The organism is Bradyrhizobium sp. CB1717, from assembly GCF_029714325.1.
Lineage (GTDB): Bacteria > Pseudomonadota > Alphaproteobacteria > Rhizobiales > Xanthobacteraceae > Bradyrhizobium.
The window spans coordinates 4,987,827-5,009,173 of sequence record NZ_CP121666.1 but is presented as its reverse complement, the minus strand read 5'-3'; the positions used below and the strand labels follow the sequence as shown (position 1 = coordinate 5,009,173).

18 protein-coding genes are annotated in these 21,347 nt (G+C 59.0%); 11 read left to right on the top strand and 7 right to left on the bottom strand.

Translation table 11 applies throughout. The features are described from left to right. Positions 1–292: 292 nt before the first annotated feature. Positions 293–727 (top strand): hypothetical protein, encoded by a 435-nt coding sequence (locus tag QA649_RS23875; protein ID WP_283026084.1) that lies wholly within the window; start codon positions 293–295, stop codon positions 725–727. Between the two features lie 105 nt (positions 728–832). Here the strand turns inward: QA649_RS23875 and QA649_RS23870 are convergent, their stop codons facing one another. Continuing rightward, positions 833–1,756: a 2-dehydropantoate 2-reductase gene (locus tag QA649_RS23870; protein ID WP_283019336.1), complete on the bottom strand. Its 924-nt coding sequence runs from the start codon at positions 1,754–1,756 to the stop codon at positions 833–835. A gap of 402 nt (positions 1,757–2,158) precedes the next feature. Here QA649_RS23870 and QA649_RS23865 point away from each other — a divergent pair, with 402 nt between their 5' ends. Both QA649_RS23865 and QA649_RS23860 read left to right on the top strand, forming a co-directional pair. After that, positions 2,159–3,886, top strand: coding sequence for an adenylate/guanylate cyclase domain-containing protein (locus QA649_RS23865; protein WP_283019335.1), 1,728 nt, complete (start codon positions 2,159–2,161; stop codon positions 3,884–3,886). 507 nt (positions 3,887–4,393) lie between these two features. Next, positions 4,394–4,903: a lipocalin-like domain-containing protein gene (locus QA649_RS23860; RefSeq protein WP_283019334.1), complete on the top strand. Its 510-nt coding sequence runs from the start codon at positions 4,394–4,396 to the stop codon at positions 4,901–4,903. Between the two features lie 423 nt (positions 4,904–5,326). On the opposite strand, the gene QA649_RS23855 is transcribed toward QA649_RS23860, so the two are convergent. Continuing rightward, positions 5,327–5,749 carry a hypothetical protein gene (locus tag QA649_RS23855; protein ID WP_283026083.1) on the bottom strand — a complete coding sequence of 141 codons (423 nt, stop codon included), beginning with the start codon at positions 5,747–5,749 and terminating at the stop codon, positions 5,327–5,329. A gap of 1,615 nt (positions 5,750–7,364) precedes the next feature. Then, entirely contained in the window at positions 7,365–8,951 is a 1,587-nt protein-coding gene (locus QA649_RS23850) for a recombinase family protein (RefSeq protein WP_283019333.1), read from the bottom strand. Between the two features lie 493 nt (positions 8,952–9,444). Here QA649_RS23850 and QA649_RS23845 point away from each other — a divergent pair, with 493 nt between their 5' ends. The 6 genes from QA649_RS23845 to QA649_RS23820 all read left to right on the top strand — a co-directional run bounded on the left by QA649_RS23845 (position 9,445) and on the right by QA649_RS23820 (position 14,167). After that, a complete protein-coding gene (locus QA649_RS23845) occupies positions 9,445–9,870 on the top strand; it encodes a hypothetical protein (protein ID WP_283019332.1) in 426 nt (141 codons plus the stop codon). Between the two features lie 108 nt (positions 9,871–9,978). Continuing rightward, positions 9,979–11,007 (top strand): IS110 family transposase, encoded by a 1,029-nt coding sequence (locus tag QA649_RS23840; protein WP_283019331.1) that lies wholly within the window; start codon positions 9,979–9,981, stop codon positions 11,005–11,007. A gap of 265 nt (positions 11,008–11,272) precedes the next feature. After that, a complete protein-coding gene (locus tag QA649_RS23835; RefSeq protein ID WP_283026082.1) occupies positions 11,273–11,995 on the top strand; it encodes an SOS response-associated peptidase family protein in 723 nt (240 codons plus the stop codon). Between the two features lie 128 nt (positions 11,996–12,123). After that, positions 12,124–12,393 carry a hypothetical protein gene (locus QA649_RS23830; RefSeq protein WP_283019330.1) on the top strand — a complete coding sequence of 90 codons (270 nt, stop codon included), beginning with the start codon at positions 12,124–12,126 and terminating at the stop codon, positions 12,391–12,393. A gap of 174 nt (positions 12,394–12,567) precedes the next feature. Then, a complete protein-coding gene (locus QA649_RS23825; protein ID WP_283019329.1) occupies positions 12,568–12,987 on the top strand; it encodes a CopG family transcriptional regulator in 420 nt (139 codons plus the stop codon). A 4-nt stretch (positions 12,988–12,991) separates the two neighbouring features. After that, positions 12,992–14,167, top strand: coding sequence for a PHB depolymerase family esterase (locus tag QA649_RS23820; RefSeq protein WP_283019328.1), 1,176 nt, complete (start codon positions 12,992–12,994; stop codon positions 14,165–14,167). Between the two features lie 171 nt (positions 14,168–14,338). Here the strand turns inward: QA649_RS23820 and QA649_RS23815 are convergent, their stop codons facing one another. From QA649_RS23815 to QA649_RS23805, 3 genes are all read right to left on the bottom strand, one after another. Continuing rightward, entirely contained in the window at positions 14,339–15,265 is a 927-nt protein-coding gene (locus tag QA649_RS23815; protein WP_283019327.1) for a Ku protein, read from the bottom strand. A 146-nt stretch (positions 15,266–15,411) separates the two neighbouring features. Continuing rightward, on the bottom strand, positions 15,412–16,194 hold the full coding sequence (locus tag QA649_RS23810) for an RES family NAD+ phosphorylase (protein WP_283019326.1): 783 nt from the start codon (positions 16,192–16,194) through the stop codon (positions 15,412–15,414). Beyond that, positions 16,154–16,534, bottom strand: a complete 381-nt coding sequence (locus tag QA649_RS23805; protein WP_283019325.1) for an MbcA/ParS/Xre antitoxin family protein — start codon at positions 16,532–16,534, stop codon at positions 16,154–16,156. The genes QA649_RS23810 and QA649_RS23805 overlap by 41 nt, the downstream gene beginning before the upstream one ends. 230 nt (positions 16,535–16,764) lie before the next feature. Here QA649_RS23805 and QA649_RS23800 point away from each other — a divergent pair, with 230 nt between their 5' ends. Beyond that, positions 16,765–17,031, top strand: coding sequence for a hypothetical protein (locus QA649_RS23800; RefSeq protein ID WP_283019324.1), 267 nt, complete (start codon positions 16,765–16,767; stop codon positions 17,029–17,031). Positions 17,032–18,656: 1,625 nt separating this feature from the next. Here the strand turns inward: QA649_RS23800 and QA649_RS23795 are convergent. Continuing rightward, positions 18,657–19,493 (bottom strand): helix-turn-helix domain-containing protein, encoded by an 837-nt coding sequence (locus QA649_RS23795; RefSeq protein WP_283019323.1) that lies wholly within the window; start codon positions 19,491–19,493, stop codon positions 18,657–18,659. Between the two features lie 655 nt (positions 19,494–20,148). Here QA649_RS23795 and QA649_RS23790 point away from each other — a divergent pair. Beyond that, positions 20,149–21,303 (top strand): hypothetical protein, encoded by a 1,155-nt coding sequence (locus QA649_RS23790; protein ID WP_283019322.1) that lies wholly within the window; start codon positions 20,149–20,151, stop codon positions 21,301–21,303. Positions 21,304–21,347 lie beyond the last annotated feature (44 nt).

The following is a 21,347-nucleotide window of genomic DNA, read 5'->3' as shown; positions in this document are numbered from 1 at the left end:
ACGCTGTTACCGCGCTCACTGTTCGTATGGTGCGTCGCAGAGCAGAGTACTAATTGGAACTGGATCAGGATTCAATGTTGGTCTGTCGTTGGGGCATCAGCAGAGGCGAGCCCTCCCCTGGCTAGCCCGCTCTGTCCGCTTCAATCTGGGCCAGGAGCCGACTAGTCGGTAAGGTCCGCGTTTGAACTCTCCCGCGCCGTCATTGCTGTGACTGGATTACCAATTGCCCCACCGCCGCGCGTATGGTGTCGAAGAACAGCTTCGCGGCCGGGTTCAAACCAATCGGACCACCATGTCCTCTAGCTCCAACGCCAGTATCGCCAAGAAAGCGCGCACGAAGGCTGAGGCGGATTTTGCCACTTGGCTCATGATGGCCAAGCTCGGCGGTTTCGATGACCTGCCGTCCAACGCCCAAAGCTTTCTGGCTAACTATCGAACGCGGCTCGAGACAATGAGCGAGGCCGAGTCCACGGCCCTGGCCGTTCGCGAGGTCTACAGCGCTTATTACAGCGAGATGGGAGGCGTAGGCGCAGCGCCGGAACCAAAGGCTCGAACGCCAACGACAGAGGGCAAACTCGTGCGGTCCCAGAGACCACCTAGACCTCAACCCGATCAATCGGCTGCGCGCCATTCGACTAGGCCAATGACCCGAAAATCCCTCCCGGCACTGCTGATTTTCGCGAGCATGGTGGCACTGATTGTCGCATTCAGATTTCTAGCGCAATAAGACCGCCTGCGGATTGTGTGCGACGTCCGCTTTTCCCCCGATAGCGACTAAATATCGTACATCGTGCACTTCGCATTGGGCCAGAACCGGACATCGGTGAAGCCATCAGGACAAACGCCCTGCGGCGCGCCGTTGCTCGAAAGCCTTGACGTTGGTGTAGGCAAGCAACAGCGTGTTGCACGGTATCTTCGCCTGCTCAGCCATGCCCAACATGAAGCCGAGGATGTGCTCCACCTCCGTCCGCCCGCCCCGTTCGATGTCGCGCAGCATCGACGTCGAATACTGCGAGTCCTGCTGGGAGAACGTTTCTTCCCACGATTTCATGAAGGCCGCGCTGGGCGCGTGGCCATTGGCCGCGGCGATCGCAGCGCCACAGCGAAGCTGATCGAGAAACAGCTCACGGCCATGAGGGGTGCGGACAATCTCGCCGACATTTGCCCGCATCAGGCAGGTCATGGTGGCCGCGGTCGAGAGGTGTACCAGCTTTTCCCACATTCGCTGAACGATATCGGCGACCGCGAAGACCTCGACGCCCTTCGCAGCCTCGAACAGCGCGGCCAATGCTCTCACGCGCTCGGTCATCTCCCCCGATTGCTCGCCAAAGGTAAGCGTTCGCCAGTCGTTGAACTGCCGGATCGCGCCATCCGGCATGATCGTCGCCTGTATCTTTGCCGTGCCACCAAGCACACGGTGCCGGCCAAATTTCTCATTCAGGACGTCGATATGGGCAATGCCGTTCAGGAATGGAAGAACATAGCCTTTCGACGCCACGGCGGGCGCGATTGCAGCGACTGCAGCATCGAGATCATATGCCTTGCAGGTCAGGATCACCGCGTCATAGACCGGCGTCACCTCCGCCGCGACCACCGTTTTGGCCGCTATTTGTGCATCCCCGAACGGGCTCTCGATCCGCAAGCCTTGCTCGGAAAGGCTCTTGCGCCGTCCGTCGCGGACGAGAAACGTAACATCAGCTCCGCTCTCGGCGAGGCGGCCGCCGAAATAGCCACCGGTGCCGCCCGCACCCAACACTAGATACCGCATTTGCTTGCCCCGATGTTCGCTTTTGGCAGGTGCATCAAAGCATGCTGAGCAACCTTTGGGCTAGAGAAGATGTCCGCCTTGGGTCAAAAGCTGCCAATGATGGCCGAACTGGACGAACGTCCGGTCTACGCCAACGAGCCAACGTGCCGACGGTCAGTGGCATCTTCGGCAAGGGCCATTGGGCGACATTGGCGGCCCGCAATCGATCTCTATTCAGGCGCACCCCGGTCAGCGCGGCTGACGTTTCAACTTAGCGGCATTGACCGAGATCCCGTCAAAGTGCGTTTGGCGCTGCGGTCTGATCCGTCGTAGAATATTGGTGGGTTGGCGGGCACGGTGCGGGCCATGGTGCAAGAGCGGGTCCGAGTCGAGCGTAGATTATCGGCGATCTTGGCCGCCGACGTGGCTGGCTATTCTCGGCTCATGCACAATGACGAAGAGGCGACCCACGCCAAGCTGACGGCACTCCTCGCCGGAGGTGTCGAGCCCGCAATTGTGCAGCACGGCGGCCGCATCGTGAAGAACACCGGCGACGGGTTTTTGGCGGAGTTTCCAAGTGCGGTCGAAGCGGTGCGGGCTGCCATGCAGTTCCAGTCCCGGATCAACGAACTTACCAGCGACGACGCGGTAGACAGACGCATTCTCTTCCGTGTGGGGCTCAATATCGGCGACATCATCGTCGAAGCCCATGACATTTTTGGGGACGGCGTCAACATCGCTGCGCGGCTCGAGAGCATCGCCGAACCCGGCGGCATCTGTATCTCTCAGACTGTCTTCAATCATGCGCGCGACAAGGTGCCTTTCGACGTCGAGGAAGCGGGTGAGCAAACTCTGAAGAACATCGCCCGGCCTGTCCACGTCTACCGCATCATCATCGGCCCTGGCCTGCGGACTGCGACGCGCGAGGTTCCGGCGCTCGCGTTACCTGACAAACCGTCCGTCGCCGTGCTGCCGCTGACCAATATGAGCGGCGACCCCGAGCAGGAATTCGTCTCCGACGGAATAGCCGAAGATGTGATCACGGCGCTATCGCGCTATCCCTCGTTGTTCGTCATCGCGCGGAACTCGTCGTTCACTTACAAGGGGCGAGCGGTTGATGTGAGACAGGTCGGGCGCGAGCTCGGCGTCCGCTACGTGCTTGAAGGTAGCGTGCGCAAGGCCGGCAGCCGGATCCGCGTGACCGCGCAGCTCATAGAGGCGGCGACCAGCAATCATGTGTGGGCCGAGCGCTACGACCGCGATCTCGCGGATGTTTTCGCCGTGCAGGACGAGCTTACCGAAGCGCTGACAATTGCGCTTGCGCCCGCCATTGCAGACGCCGAGCTCCGACGCGCCATGCGCAGGCCGCCGGGAAGCCTTGATGCCTGGGCAGCCTATCAGCGCGGCCTGTGGCACCTGAGCAAAGCGACCGCAGAGGACGATGAGACCGCAGAGAAATTCTTCAGACAGGCAATCGATCTCGACCCGAACTTTGGCGGCAGCTACAGCGCGCTCGCTCTGTACCAGCTGCAAGCGGCCGCGCTCTACCAGAAGATAGGCCTGCGAGACGCGCAACACTCGGCGGAGGCCTTGGCCCGCCGGGCGGTCGCGCTCGATGGTGCCGATGCGGAAGCCCGTTCGTGCCTTGGCTGGGCCTTGCAAGCACGCGGCGAGGCTGACGATGCGTTGGCGGAGATCGAGCGAGCTCTCTCTATGAGTCCAAATCTGGCGATCGCGCATGGCCATCGAGGCGCGACGCTGATCTTTGCCGGACGACCCAAGGAGGGGGTCACGGCTCTCAACGCGTGTATCAGGCTCGATCCCCGCGATCCCTATCTGGCAGTCCGCATGTTACACATTGCATGCGGTTTGTATTTCTGCGGCGAATACCAGGCTTCGATCGAGGCCGCAAAACGTCTGATCCGGTCGTATCCCGATTTTCCGATGATCTACCGCTGGTCCGCGGCGGCGCTGGGCCAGCTTGGCCGCACGGCGGACGCGAAGGAAGAACTGGAAAAGGCCATCTCGCGTGCACCGGGGGCATTCGACATGTATGTCCGCAACAGAGCTCCGTGGTTTCGGCCAGAAGACCACGCACATCTCGTCGCCGGTCTGGGCAAGGCCGGATGGAGGGGGTGAGGCTGCATTGAACTACGGGCCATCCGTTCTGCTTTGCAGCGAGCTGTTCTACGATCCCCGCACGACGCCTCTTGTCGGATTGCGAAACGTCCGATTGGGTCAAAATGCAAAAAACTCGACGTGAGCAAAACTAGTCCGCTTCACCGCGCTGAGTGGACCTTAACGAGACGTGCCGCGACTTCGCTCATGGGCCAGAACCGGACCTTCGTTGCCGGCTTTCTCGCGATCACAAGTAACGCTCGGCATGCCGAACGCTCCAACGACCGCTGTTTCTTACCCACAGGCCCAAGAGCCTTCTCGCCCGACGGCTCCCGCGGGATCGCCGCGGGCCGTAGCGTTTTGGCCGACTGCTCAATCCCGTACTGGCCGTCGGTGCGGTATTATGGGATGAATTGCCCCACTAGCCGACGAGTGCCCCATACAATGATTTCGAGCTCTGGACTAAGCCGGGCGGCCAGCCCTTAATCCGTCATAGATGGAACGTTCCTGAAAACCGGAGGGTGTAGCATGAAAGCACTATTGTCAGCTTCGATAGCCGCAGCTCTTACATGCGCCACGTTATCCGCGGGAGCCGCAGAGCCGCTCAAACAGCAGCTTGTAGGCACTTGGAGCGTCGTTTCATTTGTAAACGTGAAGGAAAGGACCGGGAAAACAACCGAAGTATTTGGTTCCGATCCGAAAGGATATTTCATGTTCGATGCAGCAGATCACTTCTCAATCAATCTCATGCGTCCGAGACGATCAAAATTTGCCCGCCGCGATTTTCCGACTGCCGAGCAAAGCAAAGCTGTTCTGGAGGGGCTAATCGTGATGTTTGGCGACTACAAAGTCAATGAATCTGAGAATTCAATATCCTTACATATTATCGGCGGCAGCTTTCCCGCGTGGGACAATACGAATCAGACGCGTTTCATCGCAATCAACGGCGATGAGCTCACGTATAAGAATCCTACACCGGCATCCGGTGGGGGAATTGCTGTGGTAACTCTGAAACGCGCGACAAGCGCAGCCGAGTGATCCTTTGGTCAATCCGTCGCCACGGGCACTGGTTTCAGAACTCGGCCCCCCGACCGGCAAGCCAAGCCTCGGTACCCCGAAGTGATCGAGTGAGTGGGTCCGCAACGATGTCCGAAATGGGTCAAAATGCGAAGAACTCAAGGTGAGCAAATCTAGTCCGCTATATCCCCTTGAACAGACCTCGACGAGGCATGCCGACACTTGCGGATGGGCAGAAAGCCGACATGGCGACCAAGCTATTCAAGCACCTCGTCGGACGATGGTTAGATTCGCACGGCCACCTTCGACGCGGGAGTCATCCACGCGACAACAACCTCCTTTGATTAGGGCTGCCGCAAAGCCGCAAGCGGCTGACCCGGCCACCAAAGTCGAGTCGAGAGTATGGCGTTCCTCGACGGGTCGGGATCAAGGATGAACTTGACGCTAAATGAAGCCTCCCTGCCCTTTCAGACAAGTAGTGAATGTTGCGCGCGAAAGAAGCGTGACGACCGTAGTTTCCAACCGTAGCTTTCGTCGGCGCGCACAAAAACGCGAGCCATTGTAACGAGGTTCGGCGGAGCGGTGATCCGCCGACTGTGCCCCCGCGCTGCCCTGCCCGTCCCCAAGGCCCCTTGCTACAGGCGAAGGGATCCTGGACCCTTGCCGGCCTTTCTCAAGATAACTGTACAAACTAGAGCGTAACGCATGGGACTGAAAAGAAAAAAGTCCGAGGCTTTGGCCTATCTCGTTGAGCAGACCAATGAGCCCCTGCCGGTTGTTGATCCTCAACCCACTAATGCCTTCATCGATAAAGGTGCGCACAATAGTAAGACGATGCTCAGCTGCGTAGCCCGCGATCAACGCCATCTGATTTGCGATCGAGTATTGCTGTCGATCCGTCGACATCCGGATGTACTGCGCAGCCCGGAGCTCGTGCTCACGACGTTGGGGCAGCTTGGTACTATGGACAGTGAGTTCAGTCGCGATGGAACGTTCCCTATCGCATCAAGCTGAAGCCAGCGTCTTATGAACCACCTGTTTTGCCCGACGGAGCAAGCGAAAGTTTCGCGATATCCGAACTTTCTGGCAGTCGGAATTTAGGCTCGCCTAAAGTGCACTTAACATTCCCCTATCCTCCAGATAGAACTATTCTCAGGGGACTGCTGCAATGCTTTCGTTTCTTCTACAGCGCTGGCGACTGCGAAGAGTCGCGTTGGTCTGTCCGAATTGCCTGAAGGCGGCATCGCCGGCCAACCTCTCGCGCGGCCGCTCGCTCCCCGCGGGACATCTCACCTGCGAACAATGTCACGCCGCTGCGGACGTCGCCGCGTGGCGGCTCGCCGCGACGAGCGAGTAGTTTACATGGCTCGAGTCCTCCACAGCCGGCGACAGGTAGTCGTCTTTGTGCGTTCCGAGCCCCCATAAGTTGATGATTTGTCAGCCTCCGGCCCTCGGCATTGTCGGCATGGGCATAAAGTCAGGAGAGGTCGTCTGGGGCGGCCGGGGTCCGTATTTGACCCCCAGTGTCCTAATTCGAATTTGCGAGTGTCCTAACGGGTAATGCTCACTAACCCCGATGCTCCGAACGGAACCAAAAGCACTAAGTTGATGGTTCCGGATCGCGCCTCGACAACGTGATCCACAAGGCCTCAGCCGCCCGCCTGCCCCGGAGCCGAGGCCTTGTCTATTGCTTGCGTGCATTTTTGTACAAAAGCCCGGAACGGAGTTCGGGTTCTTTGGTTTTCGAGTCCATTGGCTGTGGGGCCATTGGAGAGTCGAAAGCGTGCCGTCTGCGGAATATCACCTTCGCCAAGCCGTGCTCGCAGCTCGGCTATCACTTGCAGAACCAGAGCCAACAAAAGCTGCGGCTCTCCACCTCCTCGCCCTTGAGCAATACGACAAAGCCGAGAAGGCAAAGGCTGCGGAGACACGCCGCACTGGCCCGATTCTCAATCCAGAAGATCGCATCAGTTAAAGCAAGGCCGCCTCTCGTCTAACGGGACACCCGCCCCTACGAGTGTGGAGATGCCGGTCCGAATCCGGCGTCCTGAGCCACCGGGACCGCTTTGGGTTGCAGCCTCAGCGAGATTGCGCCCTCATGAACGTCCTGTCCCGCGACCAACGGTGCTGTCCTAATTAGGACACCCGCGAGGGCAGATTAGGACAGTCTGGGATTCTTAGTAATGAAACACCGCAGTTTTGCGGACTCCACAATTGCTCCGGGAATAAGTAGTAATACGCAGGCCGGGGCTGGCATTTCAGTAGGACATCATTGCAACCGGCAAGGGGGCTATCGCGAGATGGCCCCTTTCGATTCCGAGATCCCGGAGTGAGTGCCTCTTTCGGGCAATCGTTATTCCTGATGGCGGTGGTAAGATCGGTATTCCTCCGGGCAAATACCAGCCCTGGTGACCCGGAGCGCAGGCGGCCTCGCCACGTACAGTGTCAGCGTTGGCGAGGCCGTCGCGCATTGACCCGCCCATCAAATACGGACAGTATCCGATTTCTGGAGGCGGCGTTTGACCGCGCGAATGACGCCGTCGACCGCCTCAATTGGACGCAAGCCGTAGCGGCTGAGGCTATTTTCCGAAAATCTCAAGCGCTGCGAAATTGTCGAGACGGGCACTACGAAAAAATCGCGAGGAGCCTTGTTTGAGGCGTCGAGCCTTGCAATGATCGCTAGCCCGGACGTTGTCTGCTGCTCTCGCTTGACGGTCCAGATGCTGGAATGACGTTCATTCCCGTCGTCGGAAGTGCGAGCCGTACGAAAAACGATTGCGATGCCCCTTACTTCGATCTTTGACGTGAACTGATCGAGCCGTACATCTTCCCCGAACTCCGCGAGAGCGGTTGCCAACCTTAAGGAAATCTCCTGCAACAGAGCACATCGATCCTGACGTGTATCGATATACTCACAATCCCGCTCAGGGGTGTAACCGATCAGGCTAAAGGCATTCCTGAGGGTCCCAAACCGCAGTTGGTAGACCGACGGACGGGACATCCCGGGCGTTTTCTCTATGATGGCCCGCGTAAGTCGGCCGTTTTTGTGCAAAGCGATTCTGAGTTGCTTTAACAACTCTTCGTTGGACCGCTCCCGGAATTTCTTGCGGGTAGCGATAATGTCCTGAGCCCTCGCGAAGAGCCGGGGTTCGACCACAGGCTCGAAAGCGCCGGCTTTTCGCACCCATCGATCAGGTGGATTAAACCAACGACGCTCTCGAAGCCGAAATGGATGACGATTATAAACAATATTGCCGATATAGTTTTCGTTTGTCAGCATGTTGTGGACGATCCAGGCGGTCCAAGGACGGCCAGTCGGGCACCCAACCTTTATGGAATTGAGCCATCGTGCGATCTGGACCTCTTTCATTTTTTTAAGCGCGAACTGCCGAAAGATCGAGCGCACTAGCTCGACCTCTTCAGCGGGGCCATGTCGCAGAATGACCCTGTCGGTCTGAAGATACTTCCGCTCGCCCTTTTGCAAAACGCCGCGCGAGCGGCCACTGATATCGATCAGCTCTCTTCGCAAACCCAGACATGGCCGGCCGCCTTGCCTGAATCCCAAGCGAGATAGGAAGCAGGCGCCCGCGTGGACTTTTTCAGATCGCTCTCGGCTCCATTCGGCTGCCATGGCTCGCTTGACGTTCTTTGCGAGGCTCGCCATCAACCCCCCGTCATTGCCGAACAGCTCGGCACAATAAATAACTCTGACACCGGCTCTCTTGCAGATGAACTCGTAGTACGCGCTTTCATCGACGTCCTGAAATCGTCCCCACCTGCTGACATCGAAGACAAGGATGCAGCTGAAATCGGCACGTGCGCTCTGTACGTCATCGATTAGATCTTGGAGGCCGGTCCTACCCTTGATCTGAAGCCCACTCTTGCCATCGTCTCGGTAGGTGCTGACAATCTCTAGATCGAACTTCTGCGCGTAAGCAGCGATGACCGCAAACTGATTTGCAATGGAATACTGCTGATAGTCGGTCGACATCCGGACGTATTGCGCAGCGCGCCGCGCCCGCTGTGATTTCGGCAGACAGATTTTCTGCGGAACGAGCGCGTTGGTCATCGGACCCACCTCCAACACGTCGCGCTCCCAACAATTTAAGGCAGCGAGCCCAGAGCACGAAATTCACGTCTTCACGATGGGCTCCCCCACGGCAATCCGTACTTCGCTATCCACGTCAGAATGGCTGTCGCAAAGGCTACGATTAGTCCGCCCCAATGGGATGCCTTACGCGCTGCGCTGATCGAGCGCAGATACAGAATCGCGCCAAGCAATGTGCCGTAGTTCTTCCTGAAGTCCCCATTCAGCTTTGCAATTTTCGACAGTTCGGAAGAGACCTCTACTTCGTCCGCCATAGCGCCGGTTCCCTTAACGCAGTTAGAGCCAGCATCTTATGAACCACTGTTTTGCCCGACGGAGCAAGTGGAATTTCGGTATTTCAAAATTATTCCTGAGGGCGGGTGCTCGTCCTTGACCAACCTTTTGGCACGATGGCGCGGGATCTCTCTAGGCCTAGCGGCTTGCCTTCCGCTCTGTTCGTCGGATTCTGTCTCGCATGAGCACCAAGTCGCGAGAGGTCATCTGGGGCGGCCGGATTATGGGCGCGAAGATCCACGCCCAGGGAGCCCGTGAGCGTGCCCAGAAGGCCGTTCGAGAGGCCGACCGAGCGGAGGCAGAAGCCTGGTCCGTCCGCATGGAAGGCTACGGCGGCCCTGCCCAACCCTCCCCGACAATAGGTCAATGCCTCAATGGCGGGCTTGCCTGGTTAGAGGTCGAGTGCTCCCGCTGTAAGGCGCGCTCCAGTGTCCCGCTGGACGCCATCCGCCGGCCTCAGGATACGCCGCTCTGGAAGTTAGAAGCTTCCCTCAAGTGTCGATCGTGCCGCACTACTCGCTACGCGCCGCCCGCCCGCATGATCAAACTGACTGAGACAAGGCAGATCACGCCTTACAAGTGGGTGCATCCGACCGAAGAGCGTTAGCTTTGACTTGGAATCAGGATAGTGGGGAGCATGTGCTGGTGTGGACGGCCTCTCATCCCCACGGTTCTATGGCGCTCTGGCGTCATAGCTAGATGAGAGGAAAGTCTGATGAATCTTCCCATTCGTATCGGTATGGACACTTCCAAGTCGGTCTTCCAGCTTCACGGTGTTGACGAGAACGAGGCAGTAGTCGTCCGGCGGCAGTTTCGGCGAGCCGAGATGATCCGCTACTTCGAGCGCCTTCCGCCGGTCCTCGTCGCCATTGAGTCCTGCGGCAGTTCGCATCACTGGGCGCGCCTGCTGCAGTCGTTTGGTCATGAAGTGAAGCTGATCCCGCCCCAATATGTGAAGGCTTACGTAAAGCGCGGCAAGAACGACGCGGCCGATGCCGAGGCGCTGTGCGAGGCGGTCACCCGGCCGAGTATGCGGTTTGTACCGGTGAAGTCAAAAGAACGGCAAGCGGCCTGCATGTTGATGACCGTGCGGGAACGCCTGGTCAGCGTGAAGTCGCAGCTTTCTAATGCCTTCAGGAGTTATGCGGCTGAGTTTGGCATCGTTGGCCCCGCCGGTCGGCAGAACGTCACGGCACTTATCAAGCGGGTGCTCGAGGATGACAACTTACCGGAAATGGCGCGGGATCTCTTCCGCCTTCAGGCGGAGGAGTATGCCGCGGTCGAAGCCCGCCTGGCAAAGATCGAAGCCAAGCTGATGAAGTGGCATCGTGAGGATGATGTCAGCAGGCGGATCGCGACGATTCCTGGCGTCGGTCCGATTGGGTCGTCCATGCTAAGCATGAAGGCGCCCCCGCCGGAGACGTTCAGATCAGGCCGCGACTTCGCGGCTTGGCTCGGACTGACCCCCAAGGATCACTCAACTGGCGGCCGGCAACGATATGGCGGTATCACAAAGGCCGGAGATTCAATGCTCCGATCGACGTTGATTGTCGGCGCGACCGCGCTGCTGAGGCACATTCGAAAGGGCCGTCATAAGCCGACACCCTGGCTCACTTCGCTGCTGGAGCGAAAGCCGCCGAAGTTAGTCGCGGTGGCCTTAGCCAACAAGTTCGCCCGTATCGCCTGGCGCTTGATGATATCGGGTGGCGTGTACAACCGGCCGGTAGCCGCCATGCCCATCTGATCTGAACTCAGTGTACCGGCCGAGATTGCTCGCCGGATGACCCACGAACTTGCAGGACGCAGTAGATGGAAGGACCGATCGGTCAATACGCGCGAGCTTCCGTAGATTACACTGGCATCACGAATGTCGCCTATGTGCTTGGAGCGTGCGTAGCGAACACCATCTTGGCCAGCGGGCTTTGTCCGCGCAAACAGGCCGGACATCTGATAGCAAGCGATCTGGCCAGAAGTCTGCTAAAATCCTGACAAGCGGGGGGGCCGTCCACATCTGCAATCTCTACAGCATTACGACCAATCAGGCGGCCATCCAGCAGTTGTTCCGTGTCGTCAACCGATACGTCGGAAACCTCGCGCCGATGCCGGGCGTATTTCCGGACTACAAGGCGCCGATCGTCAGGACCGGTGCCGACGGCCGCGAGCTCGCGATCGCGCGATGGGGCATGCCGTCGTCATCGACGGCGCTGATGGACGCGACGAAGAAGCGCGCGGAGAAACTGCAAGCGAAGGGCCAGACCATCGATTTCAAGGAATTGCTTCGGATGGAGCCCGACGGCGGCACGACCAACATCCGCAACGTGAGAAGTAAACATTGGACCCGCTGGCTTGGGCCGGAGCACCGATGCGTGGTGCCGTTCAACTCCTTCAGCGAGTTCAACAAGGCCGAGGGCGGCGACATCTGGTTCGCACTCGACGAGAGCCGCCCGATCGCGTGCTTCGCTGGCATTTGGACCAACTGGACGTCGGTCCGGAAGGTCAAGGAAGGTGAGACCACGAACAACCTCTATGCGTTTCTGACGACAGAAGCGAATGCCGAGGTCGGTGCCATCCATCCGAAAGCGATGCCCGTGATTCTGACGACGCCAGAGGAGGTCGAGACCTGGATGACCGCTCCTGCGGACGAAGCTCTGAAGCTGCAGCGCCCGCTTCCGGACGGAGCGCTGCGGATCGTCGCACGCGGCGTGAAGGAAGATCCCCCGCCGGCGACATAGAGTTCTGCACAGACGCCGCGGAACACGTGGACAAGCCCGAGCTCTGCCGATTGCGAATCCCTGACCCGTGCTAACCGCCCGGAACGAGCAGGCGGGCGGAAGGATTCGTCCTGGCGGGAGCGATCTTGATGCTGATGACTAAGGAACGACGGCCGGCGATACGAACCCTTCGCGGATGGGCTATTTCCGTGCTGCACGAAGCCGGCGCCATCCGCGAGTGCGAAGAACACGGCTGGATGAAAGACCGCGCCGATCCACACGCCAGCGAGCGTGCCTTAGAAATCGCGCGCCACGATCCGCCAGCCGGGATTTCTTTAGACGAAGCCGTCGCAGAGATCCACGAGGTGCTTAGCTCGATTGGCGACACCTGCCCGGAGTGCCCGACGGAGTCCGACTAGACGGCTTCGCCGGTCCGACCGTCCTCACGGCGGCAGCCGCCCGCAGACGCGTGAGCCTCGCCAGATCGCTCTGGATCCCAGATATCTCGCCCCCCGTCTGTGCACGCCCCCCTTGACGCATAGGCTAGCCCATCCATATACCATCCAACTGGATGCCATCAGGATGGTGATGTGATGCCGAGCAACGTTCACGAAATTCGACCAAAGCCTTCCGACACGGAAAAAATCACGATCAATCTTGGTTTTGTCGATCTCGGTCAGGTCGACTTGATGGTGCAGGAAGGCTTCTACTCGAACCGCACGGATTTCATCCGGACCGCCATCCGCAACCAGCTCGAACGCCATGCCGACGTGGTCAAGCAGTCCACGGCGCGAAAGAGCCTGGACCTGGGCTTGCGACACTACAGCCGCGAGGATCTCGAGGCGGCGCGGAGGGCGGGCGAGATGCTGCACATCAATGTTCTGGGTCTCGCCACCATCGCGCAGGACGTCACGCCCGAGCTTGCCCGCGCGACGATTGCATCGGTCTCTGTGCTGGGGGCCCTGCATGCCAGTCCGGCGGTCAAGTCCGCTCTCGCTGACAGGACGAGGTAAGTTCATGTTGAACCAGGACATCATTCGCGAAGCCACACGCCTCACACGCTCGGGCCAACTCGTCGAGGCCACCGCGCTGCTCCAGCGCATGCTTCGGGGCGAGAAAGAACGGGGCGCTACCGCACCGATGGCCGGCCACCCCGACCTTGCGGCAGGAGGAGAGCCGCCGACCATCGACGCCAAGGCGAACGCCGCCGAGACGAGGCGTCCGCGTCGGGCGACCCAGCCGGCAGTGGATATCGCCAAAAACCTCCACAGGCTCGGACTGGGAGGATCGCTGGGGCGCGCCCCGCCGTCCATGGCGGACATCGTGCCGGACGGCGCCAGGTTCGTCGAAGGCGTCTACGCAAATGCCGCGGGAAGCCGCGCCTACCAGCTCTTCATCCCGAGCGGCTATCATGGCCAGGCCATTCCGCTGGTGGTCATGCTCCACGGCTGCACGCAGTCGCCGGAGGATTTCGCCGCCGGCACGCGGATGAACTTCATCGCCGAAGAACAGACCTGCTTCGTCGCCTATCCCGCGCAGCGGGCAGAAGCGAACCAGGCGAAATGCTGGAATTGGTTTCGGCCGGCCGATCAGCAGCGCGGCGGAGGCGAGCCCTCGCTCATCGCCGGCATCACCCGCCAGATCATGCGCGACCATTCGATCGATCCGGAACGCGTCTACGTCGCCGGACTGTCCGCCGGAGCCGCGGCTGCGGCTGTCATGGGATCGACGTACGGCGATCTGTACGCAGCGATCGGCATTCATTCCGGACTGGCTTGCGGAGCAGCCAGAGACCTTCCCTCCGCGCTGATGGCCATGAAGCAAGGCGGCGGACCTGAGGCAATGCCGAGCGAAGGCCCGCCCGTGCCGACAATCGTCTTCCACGGCGATCGCGACACCACGGTGCATTCCAAAAACGGCGCTCGGATCGTCCGACAGTCAATCGGCGGATCCCGCACGAAGGCGAAGGTGCATCGCGGGCGGGTACCTGGAGGGCATTCCTATACTCGCACGGTCCACACCGACGCGGGCGGGCGCGGAATCCTCGAACACTGGGAAATCCACGGAGCTGGACACGCATGGTCGGGAGGCAGCCCCGCCGGCTCCTACACCGATCCGGACGGACCGGATGCGACGAGGGAGATGCTGCGTTTCTTTCTCGAACATTCGCTGCAGCGGAGACAAAGTTACTAGCGTCCCTGAGGACGCAACGATCTTTTCGCGCTCCGCTAGGAGTTCGGAGACCGGTCTAAAATGTGTTTCTTTAGTGCTAAGGTCGCGGCGTTGTGCCTACTCGGCTTGAACCCCGCTGCCTCATACGACTTCTCTGCCGTTGTCCCCTGTGAGCTCTTGCTCGCACGCGTCTCAGGCCGACTTCCGCTGCGGCTTGGCTGCCGGCTTCTTGGCTGCCGCCTCCTTTGCCGGCTTCTTGCCCTCAATCGGCATCAGCATCTCGCGCTGACCGCTCGCTCCCTTGTTGGGCTTCTTGGCTGGCTTGCCCGCCTTCGCCGGCGCGGCCTCCTTGCCGACAGATCGCCGCAGCGCCTCCATCAGGTCGACGACGTTCGTCGCCGCGGGCTTGGACTTCGGGGTGATCGGCTTGCCAGCGCGCTTCTGATTGATCAGATCGACGAGCGCGGTTTCGTACTGATCCTCGAACTTGTCGGGCTCGAAATTGCCGGACTTCTGATCGACGATGTGCCTGGCGAGGTCCAGCATGTCCTTCGTGACCTTCACGTCTTGGATCTCGTCGAAATATTCCTGCTCGCTACGGACCTCGTACGGGTAGCGCAGCAGCGTACCGACCAGACCCTTTTCCATGGGCTCTAGCGCAATGATGTGCTCGCGATTGGTAAGCACCACTCGCCCGATCGCGACCTTATCCATCTCGCGGATGGTCTCACGGATGACAGCGAATGCGTCGTGGCCGACCTTGCCGTCAGGACGCAGGTAGTAGGGGCGGATAAAGTAGCGCGGGTCGATGTCGCTATGATCGACGAACTCGTCGATTTCGATGGTCCGGGTGGACTCCAATGCGATCTCTTCTAGCTCTTCCTTGGTGACCTCGATGAATTGGCCCTTCTCGAGTTCGTACCCCTTGACGATGTCCTCGTTAGGCACCTCGTCGCCGGTCTCGGCGTCCACCTTGAGGTACTTGATGCGGTGACCGGTCTGCCGGTTGAGCTGGTTGAACGAGATCTTCTCGGCGTCTGACGTGGCCGGGTAAAGTGCTACCGGGCAGGTGACCAGTGACAGCCGAAGGAAGCCTTTCCAGTTGGCGCGGGGGGCCATGAACGCGGAACTCCAGAGCGGTGTTACTCGGATTCAAGACGAACGAGGCAGACAGGTTCCGACATCAGGCGCTCGTCCCCCTAATCATTATCCGCCTTCATTAAGCGCAGAATGGGCGCTGCGGAACGGCGCGCCTAAGTCGGGCGCTAACGTGGCGAGACTGCTTCGCGACTCCAGTCGAAATCTTTTACTCGTGGGTCCGCGCGGAAAGCATCTCGATCGAAGGCAATTGATATGTGAGGCGCTTCGCAGATTGCGCGGACGCCATTCGAATCCAGATGAAGCTTCCAACTCTGGCGGTCAACCGGCTCATGCCGCGCGAACGCCTTTGGGCTTAGGATTGCCAGGTTTGGCCGCTTTTCGGGATCTCGAACTGACATGTACTTGATAACTTCAATGGCGGCTTGGCGGGCGCGGTCAGCGACTGCCTGAGAGGCGGAATAGTCGACGAGATCGTACAGCGGTACATGGTCAATAAACGGACTGGTGATAAGGTCCACAGCTCTGTCCGTGGCAATTTCAACCGCAAAGGCTGTATATTCTCCCGGATTTCGCGGCCAAGAAATCCCGGGAGATTCCGCGAAAAAGAGCAAACGATAAAAGGCCATCTCAGCGATTGCGGTGACCGGATGTTCTGCGGCGTAAAACACGCCATCCGCGGCGTTCGGGCGACGAAACCTGCTCCCATTGGGATTCTGAGCGCTATAGCGGAATGGCGTCATCAGAAGGAAATGGAGAGCCTCGCAACCGGGCGGGATGGGTGGTTTCGTCTCGTCTATCAGTCGCTCAAGAATGTCCTGCTCGGGCAATGTATCCGTTACTTTCATTGTCGAGGCTTGATGCTGCGCCTCGACAATTCGCCATGATCTGGCCGCCAGGGCAGCGGCTTTAGATGATAGCTCTTCTGGAGTCCAAATATCGGATGACATCGACGAGGCCCTGCACCTTCTGAATCATTTCAAGTGGCCGAGCCCTTAGCGCAATATTTTCGTTTCTCAGCCACTCGCCGGCCGTTTTATCATCGCCACTTACAATTGCATCAAGCGATCGATAAAGCCGAACAAAGAGGACGGCGAGTTCAAATGGCTTGCCCCGCTCAAGCACATACTCCCCGCTCTTCATGCGAGAGATTACTGATTCGGAAAGGCCCAACACGTTGCCCAAGACGCGCTGCTGCATCCCAAGGCGATCGGCAGCCCTAATTGTTGCCTTCGTTAAGACCATTCCCTCCTTAGAGGGCTTTCGGGCGGCTTCCATGACCGGTAGCATATCACCATCTCCCCTGTCTTTGGAAAGAATAGGCCTTGGATCTTTCCTTAGCAAGTAATAACTGACGAACGATTAAGTTCCCTCCACGGGCAGATCTGAGAGTTATCCCACACCCGCGGTCCGGGACAGTCCGACAGCCCTCACCACGAGACTTAGTAGCCAGCTCTGACGCAGAGCTATAAGGAATCGACAATTTGCGATGTACTTAGGTTGCCGCTTTGATTGCGGGAATGCCCCGACCTGCCTACACCGACGGCCGCCCGCGCAAGATCACATTTGCAGAGATGCGCGAGATGGGTGTCCGCGGCATCATCGTCTTTTGCGCCGATTATCGCTGTGGCCACAGCATTGCCTTGAGCGCCGATCGATGGGCTGATGATCTACGCCTATCGGATATTGAGTCGCGCTTCATCTGCCGATCTTGCGGGCGGCGCGGCGCCGACGTCAGGCCGGATTTCAAGAGCGGCAGGCGGCCATTGGGTATGGGATATCGATGAACCAGTGGCTCATGCCCGGTGTGGCCCGGGCAATCGAAAAAAGCTTTTCGCCGGTACCAATCCCCGGCTTGTGCCAGCCGCGTCAGTGCGGCAAGGCAGTAGTGAGGGGGCGCTGAAGCCAATATAAGCGACTTGGACGCCGAGCCGGCGGTCGCCTTAGTAGCTCCTCACACGAACCAGGGCGGACTGGCGCAATCGACTGATGTCGAACGGCTTAGCCCCGCAAGTTTGAGCGGTGAACGTAACGGAGAGCGTAACGGACAACGTCAAGTCGCGGGGCACTCGGGCTCCGCAGTCCGTACCTCTTCGATCCGCCATCGTCTCAGTCTCGTCTTCTCGTCTCAGCCAATGACTTAGACGTCTCGCGTCTCGCAAAGTCGGCTACCCGCCGGCAGTGTTAGCCCGTCTCCTGTCGGTACAAATGTTAGTCGTTGCGGACTCCCTAGTGAAGACACCAGGAACCACCGCTTACGTTCTCCGCCGAGGTGTCCCGATGAGGAAGGGCGTGGCGTCTATCTTGGACGGCTTCCCCGTGGATCATAATCCTCGTCGGCGCCATTCGGACTAATGTGCTCTGTTGCGCTCGACAAAAGGCGTTGATGGGACGCCCCCTCCAACCGACTGAGACACTTGACGGCGTCTCAATCGGGCTCAGCTCATCCAATGCCATGCAAATACGTCACTTTTCGTCATCGTATCAACGTCTCAACAATCGTACCACTGACCGAGTCCTAGCGTCTCACCGATATCCATTGAGCTAAGCACCAGCGCTGCCGGCAACGCGTGCCACTGCCGTGTCAAGTCTCCCAACCAGGATCTGACCGACGTCGCCCCCCGTTATGAGGGTGCCGCATATGGGGTGTCTCACAGATGTCTCACTATTGCCGAGCTCAGGGAGCATAATGAAAGCCCTTGGCTCACCCGGTGGGCCGACGGCAAGCAATCCGGCCGATAACGTCAGCCCGCTCCACCCCTTTTCCTAGCCTCCAGCAAAACCTCATCGGGCAGGAAGTTGGTGCTACCTCCCGCGCGGAGCAGTCGGAGTGCTATTTGGACTTGTTGCTCAAAAACTGCATCCATCTGTTTGCGAGCTTCCGAACGGACGTGTTTGGCCCGGCCAATCCGCGTTAGGAACTCTTGAGCGGCCAGGATCCCATCGCGTTGTCGCGACATTTCATTCTCTAAATGCCCAAGCACCTCCGAGATGGTTGGTAAAAACCGAGAAGTCCGACGAAGAGTGCGGCACGCGTTTGACAAAGCCAAAATCGATGGCCGTTCGTTTAGGACATCTTGGATTAGTGCCGTCCCATAGAGCTGAAGGTTTTGCTTTGGAGCATTTGGAAAAGAGCCGATCAAAATCTGGAGCTGGCGCTTGACGTCCCCCGGCGATGCCGGCCGAATTTGCAGCTTCAACTCTTCAGCAGCGGCACGGACGTCTACGGTGGAAGCACAGGATTCAGCTTCAACGATCAGGCTGTCAGCCTCAAGTAGGAGGCGCCTGCCGGTCGCGACTCCGATTCGTCCCCATTCTAGCCTTCCGGTCACATCATGAAGTGATCGCGAGAGACCGAGTAGCCTATCAAGGCCCCAGCTTGCCTGCTCCGAGACGATCTTGCCGTGCGGACTCATGTTTCAAACCTTTCGATCGCAGCAATAGCCGACATCGCCCCCACGGACTGGGAGGGGGACGAGCGGCTCAAGCACGCCGAGATGAAGCCGACTGGATCCCGAGCTTCGTTCCGTATTGCTATGCTGACCGCTTCAATGATTGCGGCGTCTCGATGCGTCTGTCGCCATTTACCCAGCAGCCGACGCGCTTGGTCTGCAGACAGACCAGCGGTTTCCTCTAGATAGCCGCGGCAATCTCCAAACAAGATAGCAGCAGGGCTGAGCGACGGCTTCGCCGGCGCCTGTTCTAATTCCTGACTCTTCCTTTCCTGTTTTGAATTCCCTTTTTTAGGTGACGCTGGTGTCACACCTGAGGTGACAGCGGTGGCGCGGTTGGTGACGTCCTTGTCACTGACTGCGGTGACACCGCTGGCACTAGGAGATGAAATGGGCGCCACTACCTCCTCGGGATCACTCTTCATCTTGAAGGCCGATTGGGCGCCTTCAGCGTTCTTTGCCCGTCTGAAATTCGACGAAAATCCAGTCTCATCGGCCTCGGCTCGGTTCCAAGGAAACTCGAACCTGTTGGAGCTGGCTTGGCGCCCCCGCCCGCGACGGTGCACCTGGATCCAACCTGCGGAGGCGAGACGCTGGATTGAACGGATGACGTGACGGCGCGAATAGCCGAGCGCGTCCGCAATGGCTTGGTAAGAGGGGTCGCAGCGACCCGTCTTGGTGTTGCAATGGCCGAGCAGTCTCGTGGCAACAAGCTTGCTTGCTGCATCGAGCTCAGGATCCGCCACAATGGCCTGCAGCAAACGCCATTTCGTCAGCAGATTAATCGCAGGATGCACAACGCCTCCCGCCGCGACGAGCGGTCTCTTCCATGAGACGCCGCTCAACGTATGCGTCGATGCTGCGCCAAGTGATCTTCCGAGAAGCCCCTTCGAGGTAACTTTCAAGCACTCCGGAGTTCAGGAGCTCGTAGAGTTTAGCGCGGCCAATACGCAGCGCTGCCATCGTTTCATTGACGGTCGCGACGATAACGGGGCCGCCTACACCTTTCCTATCAATCATTGATGTACCTAGCTGTTCAACGCTGTTCGACTAAACAGCAGGGCACTCGATTCAGGACAGACCAATGTTGTTGAAACGGCGCCTTTCACCGCAACACACCAAATGCATCCTGCTAGGATAGGCGGAGTTACCCTGGAAGTTGCTCTTTGAATAATCCAACAGACTCAAGCGCTTCAGGGGCCGCCAACAATAAGTATTCGAAGATTTCACCCGCACGTCGAGCGGATGGCCTAGCACAATCCACAGCGAACTCGCGTCCGTACGCTGCCGTGCAAAGGTGGGGTGAACTATCCGATTGACAGATACTCCCTCCTCCTTGCTGCTTTGATAGCGCTTGCCTTTTTGATCCTAACGCTGAAATCTACGGTCAAAAGCTACGAAAGTAGAAACCTTCTCCCAACTTGCCTTCGCTCTCTGCGCTCAAATCCCATCATGCTGCTTCCTGACCCGCCACAATTGCACGGCACCTTTAACCACTTAGAGCAATACAGCGTCGCTGAGCGACTCGGCGTCATCGCCGCGTCAGACGATGAGTACGCCCTCCCGGGGCAGACCTTATTGCGGTTGCTGCTCGACGATAGCGAATTCTACACCGCCGCCTATGCATCCCTGTTTGATCGAACGGACGTCAAGACGCGAGATTACGGGAGGCGCCTCACTGTGAAGGCGGGCATGACCTCGGCAGGAAACCTCTCCGTCCGCATTAGCACCCGCCGCTACGCCGGCTACGGGGACTCGCTGGACAAAAAGCGCAGCGAACCCACTTTTGCACACGAGAATAAACGCCCTTCCAATGAACTGCTGTCCTTCCCTGGAGCTCGGGATCTCACAAAAGATCTCAGCGAAGCACTTCGAGTTCGCGTCCGGAACGACGATCTTGACGAGATCCGGCGCCTGCACGCGCGGGTGATCGTGTTACGGTTCTGGAAAGCCGTATTGCGACTTGCGTTCCACTTCGACGTCACGGTCGAGAGTTATCCGGTGGCAGCCACGAACGGACCATCGCGCGGATCTGCGCTGAACGTGATTGACGCTGTGGACGCGCATCGCCAACAAACCGAGATCCGCTTTAAGGCCTTCGAGAAAACGACCGGGTATTCTCCAGACCGCGTTTGGGAAGTTTGTGGAAGTCATCGGTCCACCGGCGGCCATCTTTATCGGGAGGAGGCCGCGGAGTTCCTCAACAGGAGCGACGGCGGCCTTTTGAGGCCGCCGGAGATCGAAACTGCATTCGACCTTCTTCGTACCGCGGTTCGCTTTGGCATCTACAAGCCGGCTACGAACCTCAGCGATTTCCCTCTGCTAAAGAAAAGGCCCGAGCTTCGGCCGCGGCCACGGTCCAGATCGCGTCCCTTCCAGCCGCGGCTGGCGCATCCGCCGAAAGAACCCAGGATATTTCCAATTGAGCCAGCGCTCGCCGAGGAATTAGGCGTTACGTCCACCACAGATCTGGTCGCCAAACTCAATAATATCTGGAAGTCGCGCGGCGAGCCGCCCTTGCCACAGGGCAGCTATCCGACCAACAAGCAACGGTTGGCTTCAGTGGTAAGACTTTACCGCGGTGAGCTTAATGCCGGTGTTGCTTGAAGTGCGATTCTTCGAGTGCAGCGTCCGCCGCGCCCTGATGGGCG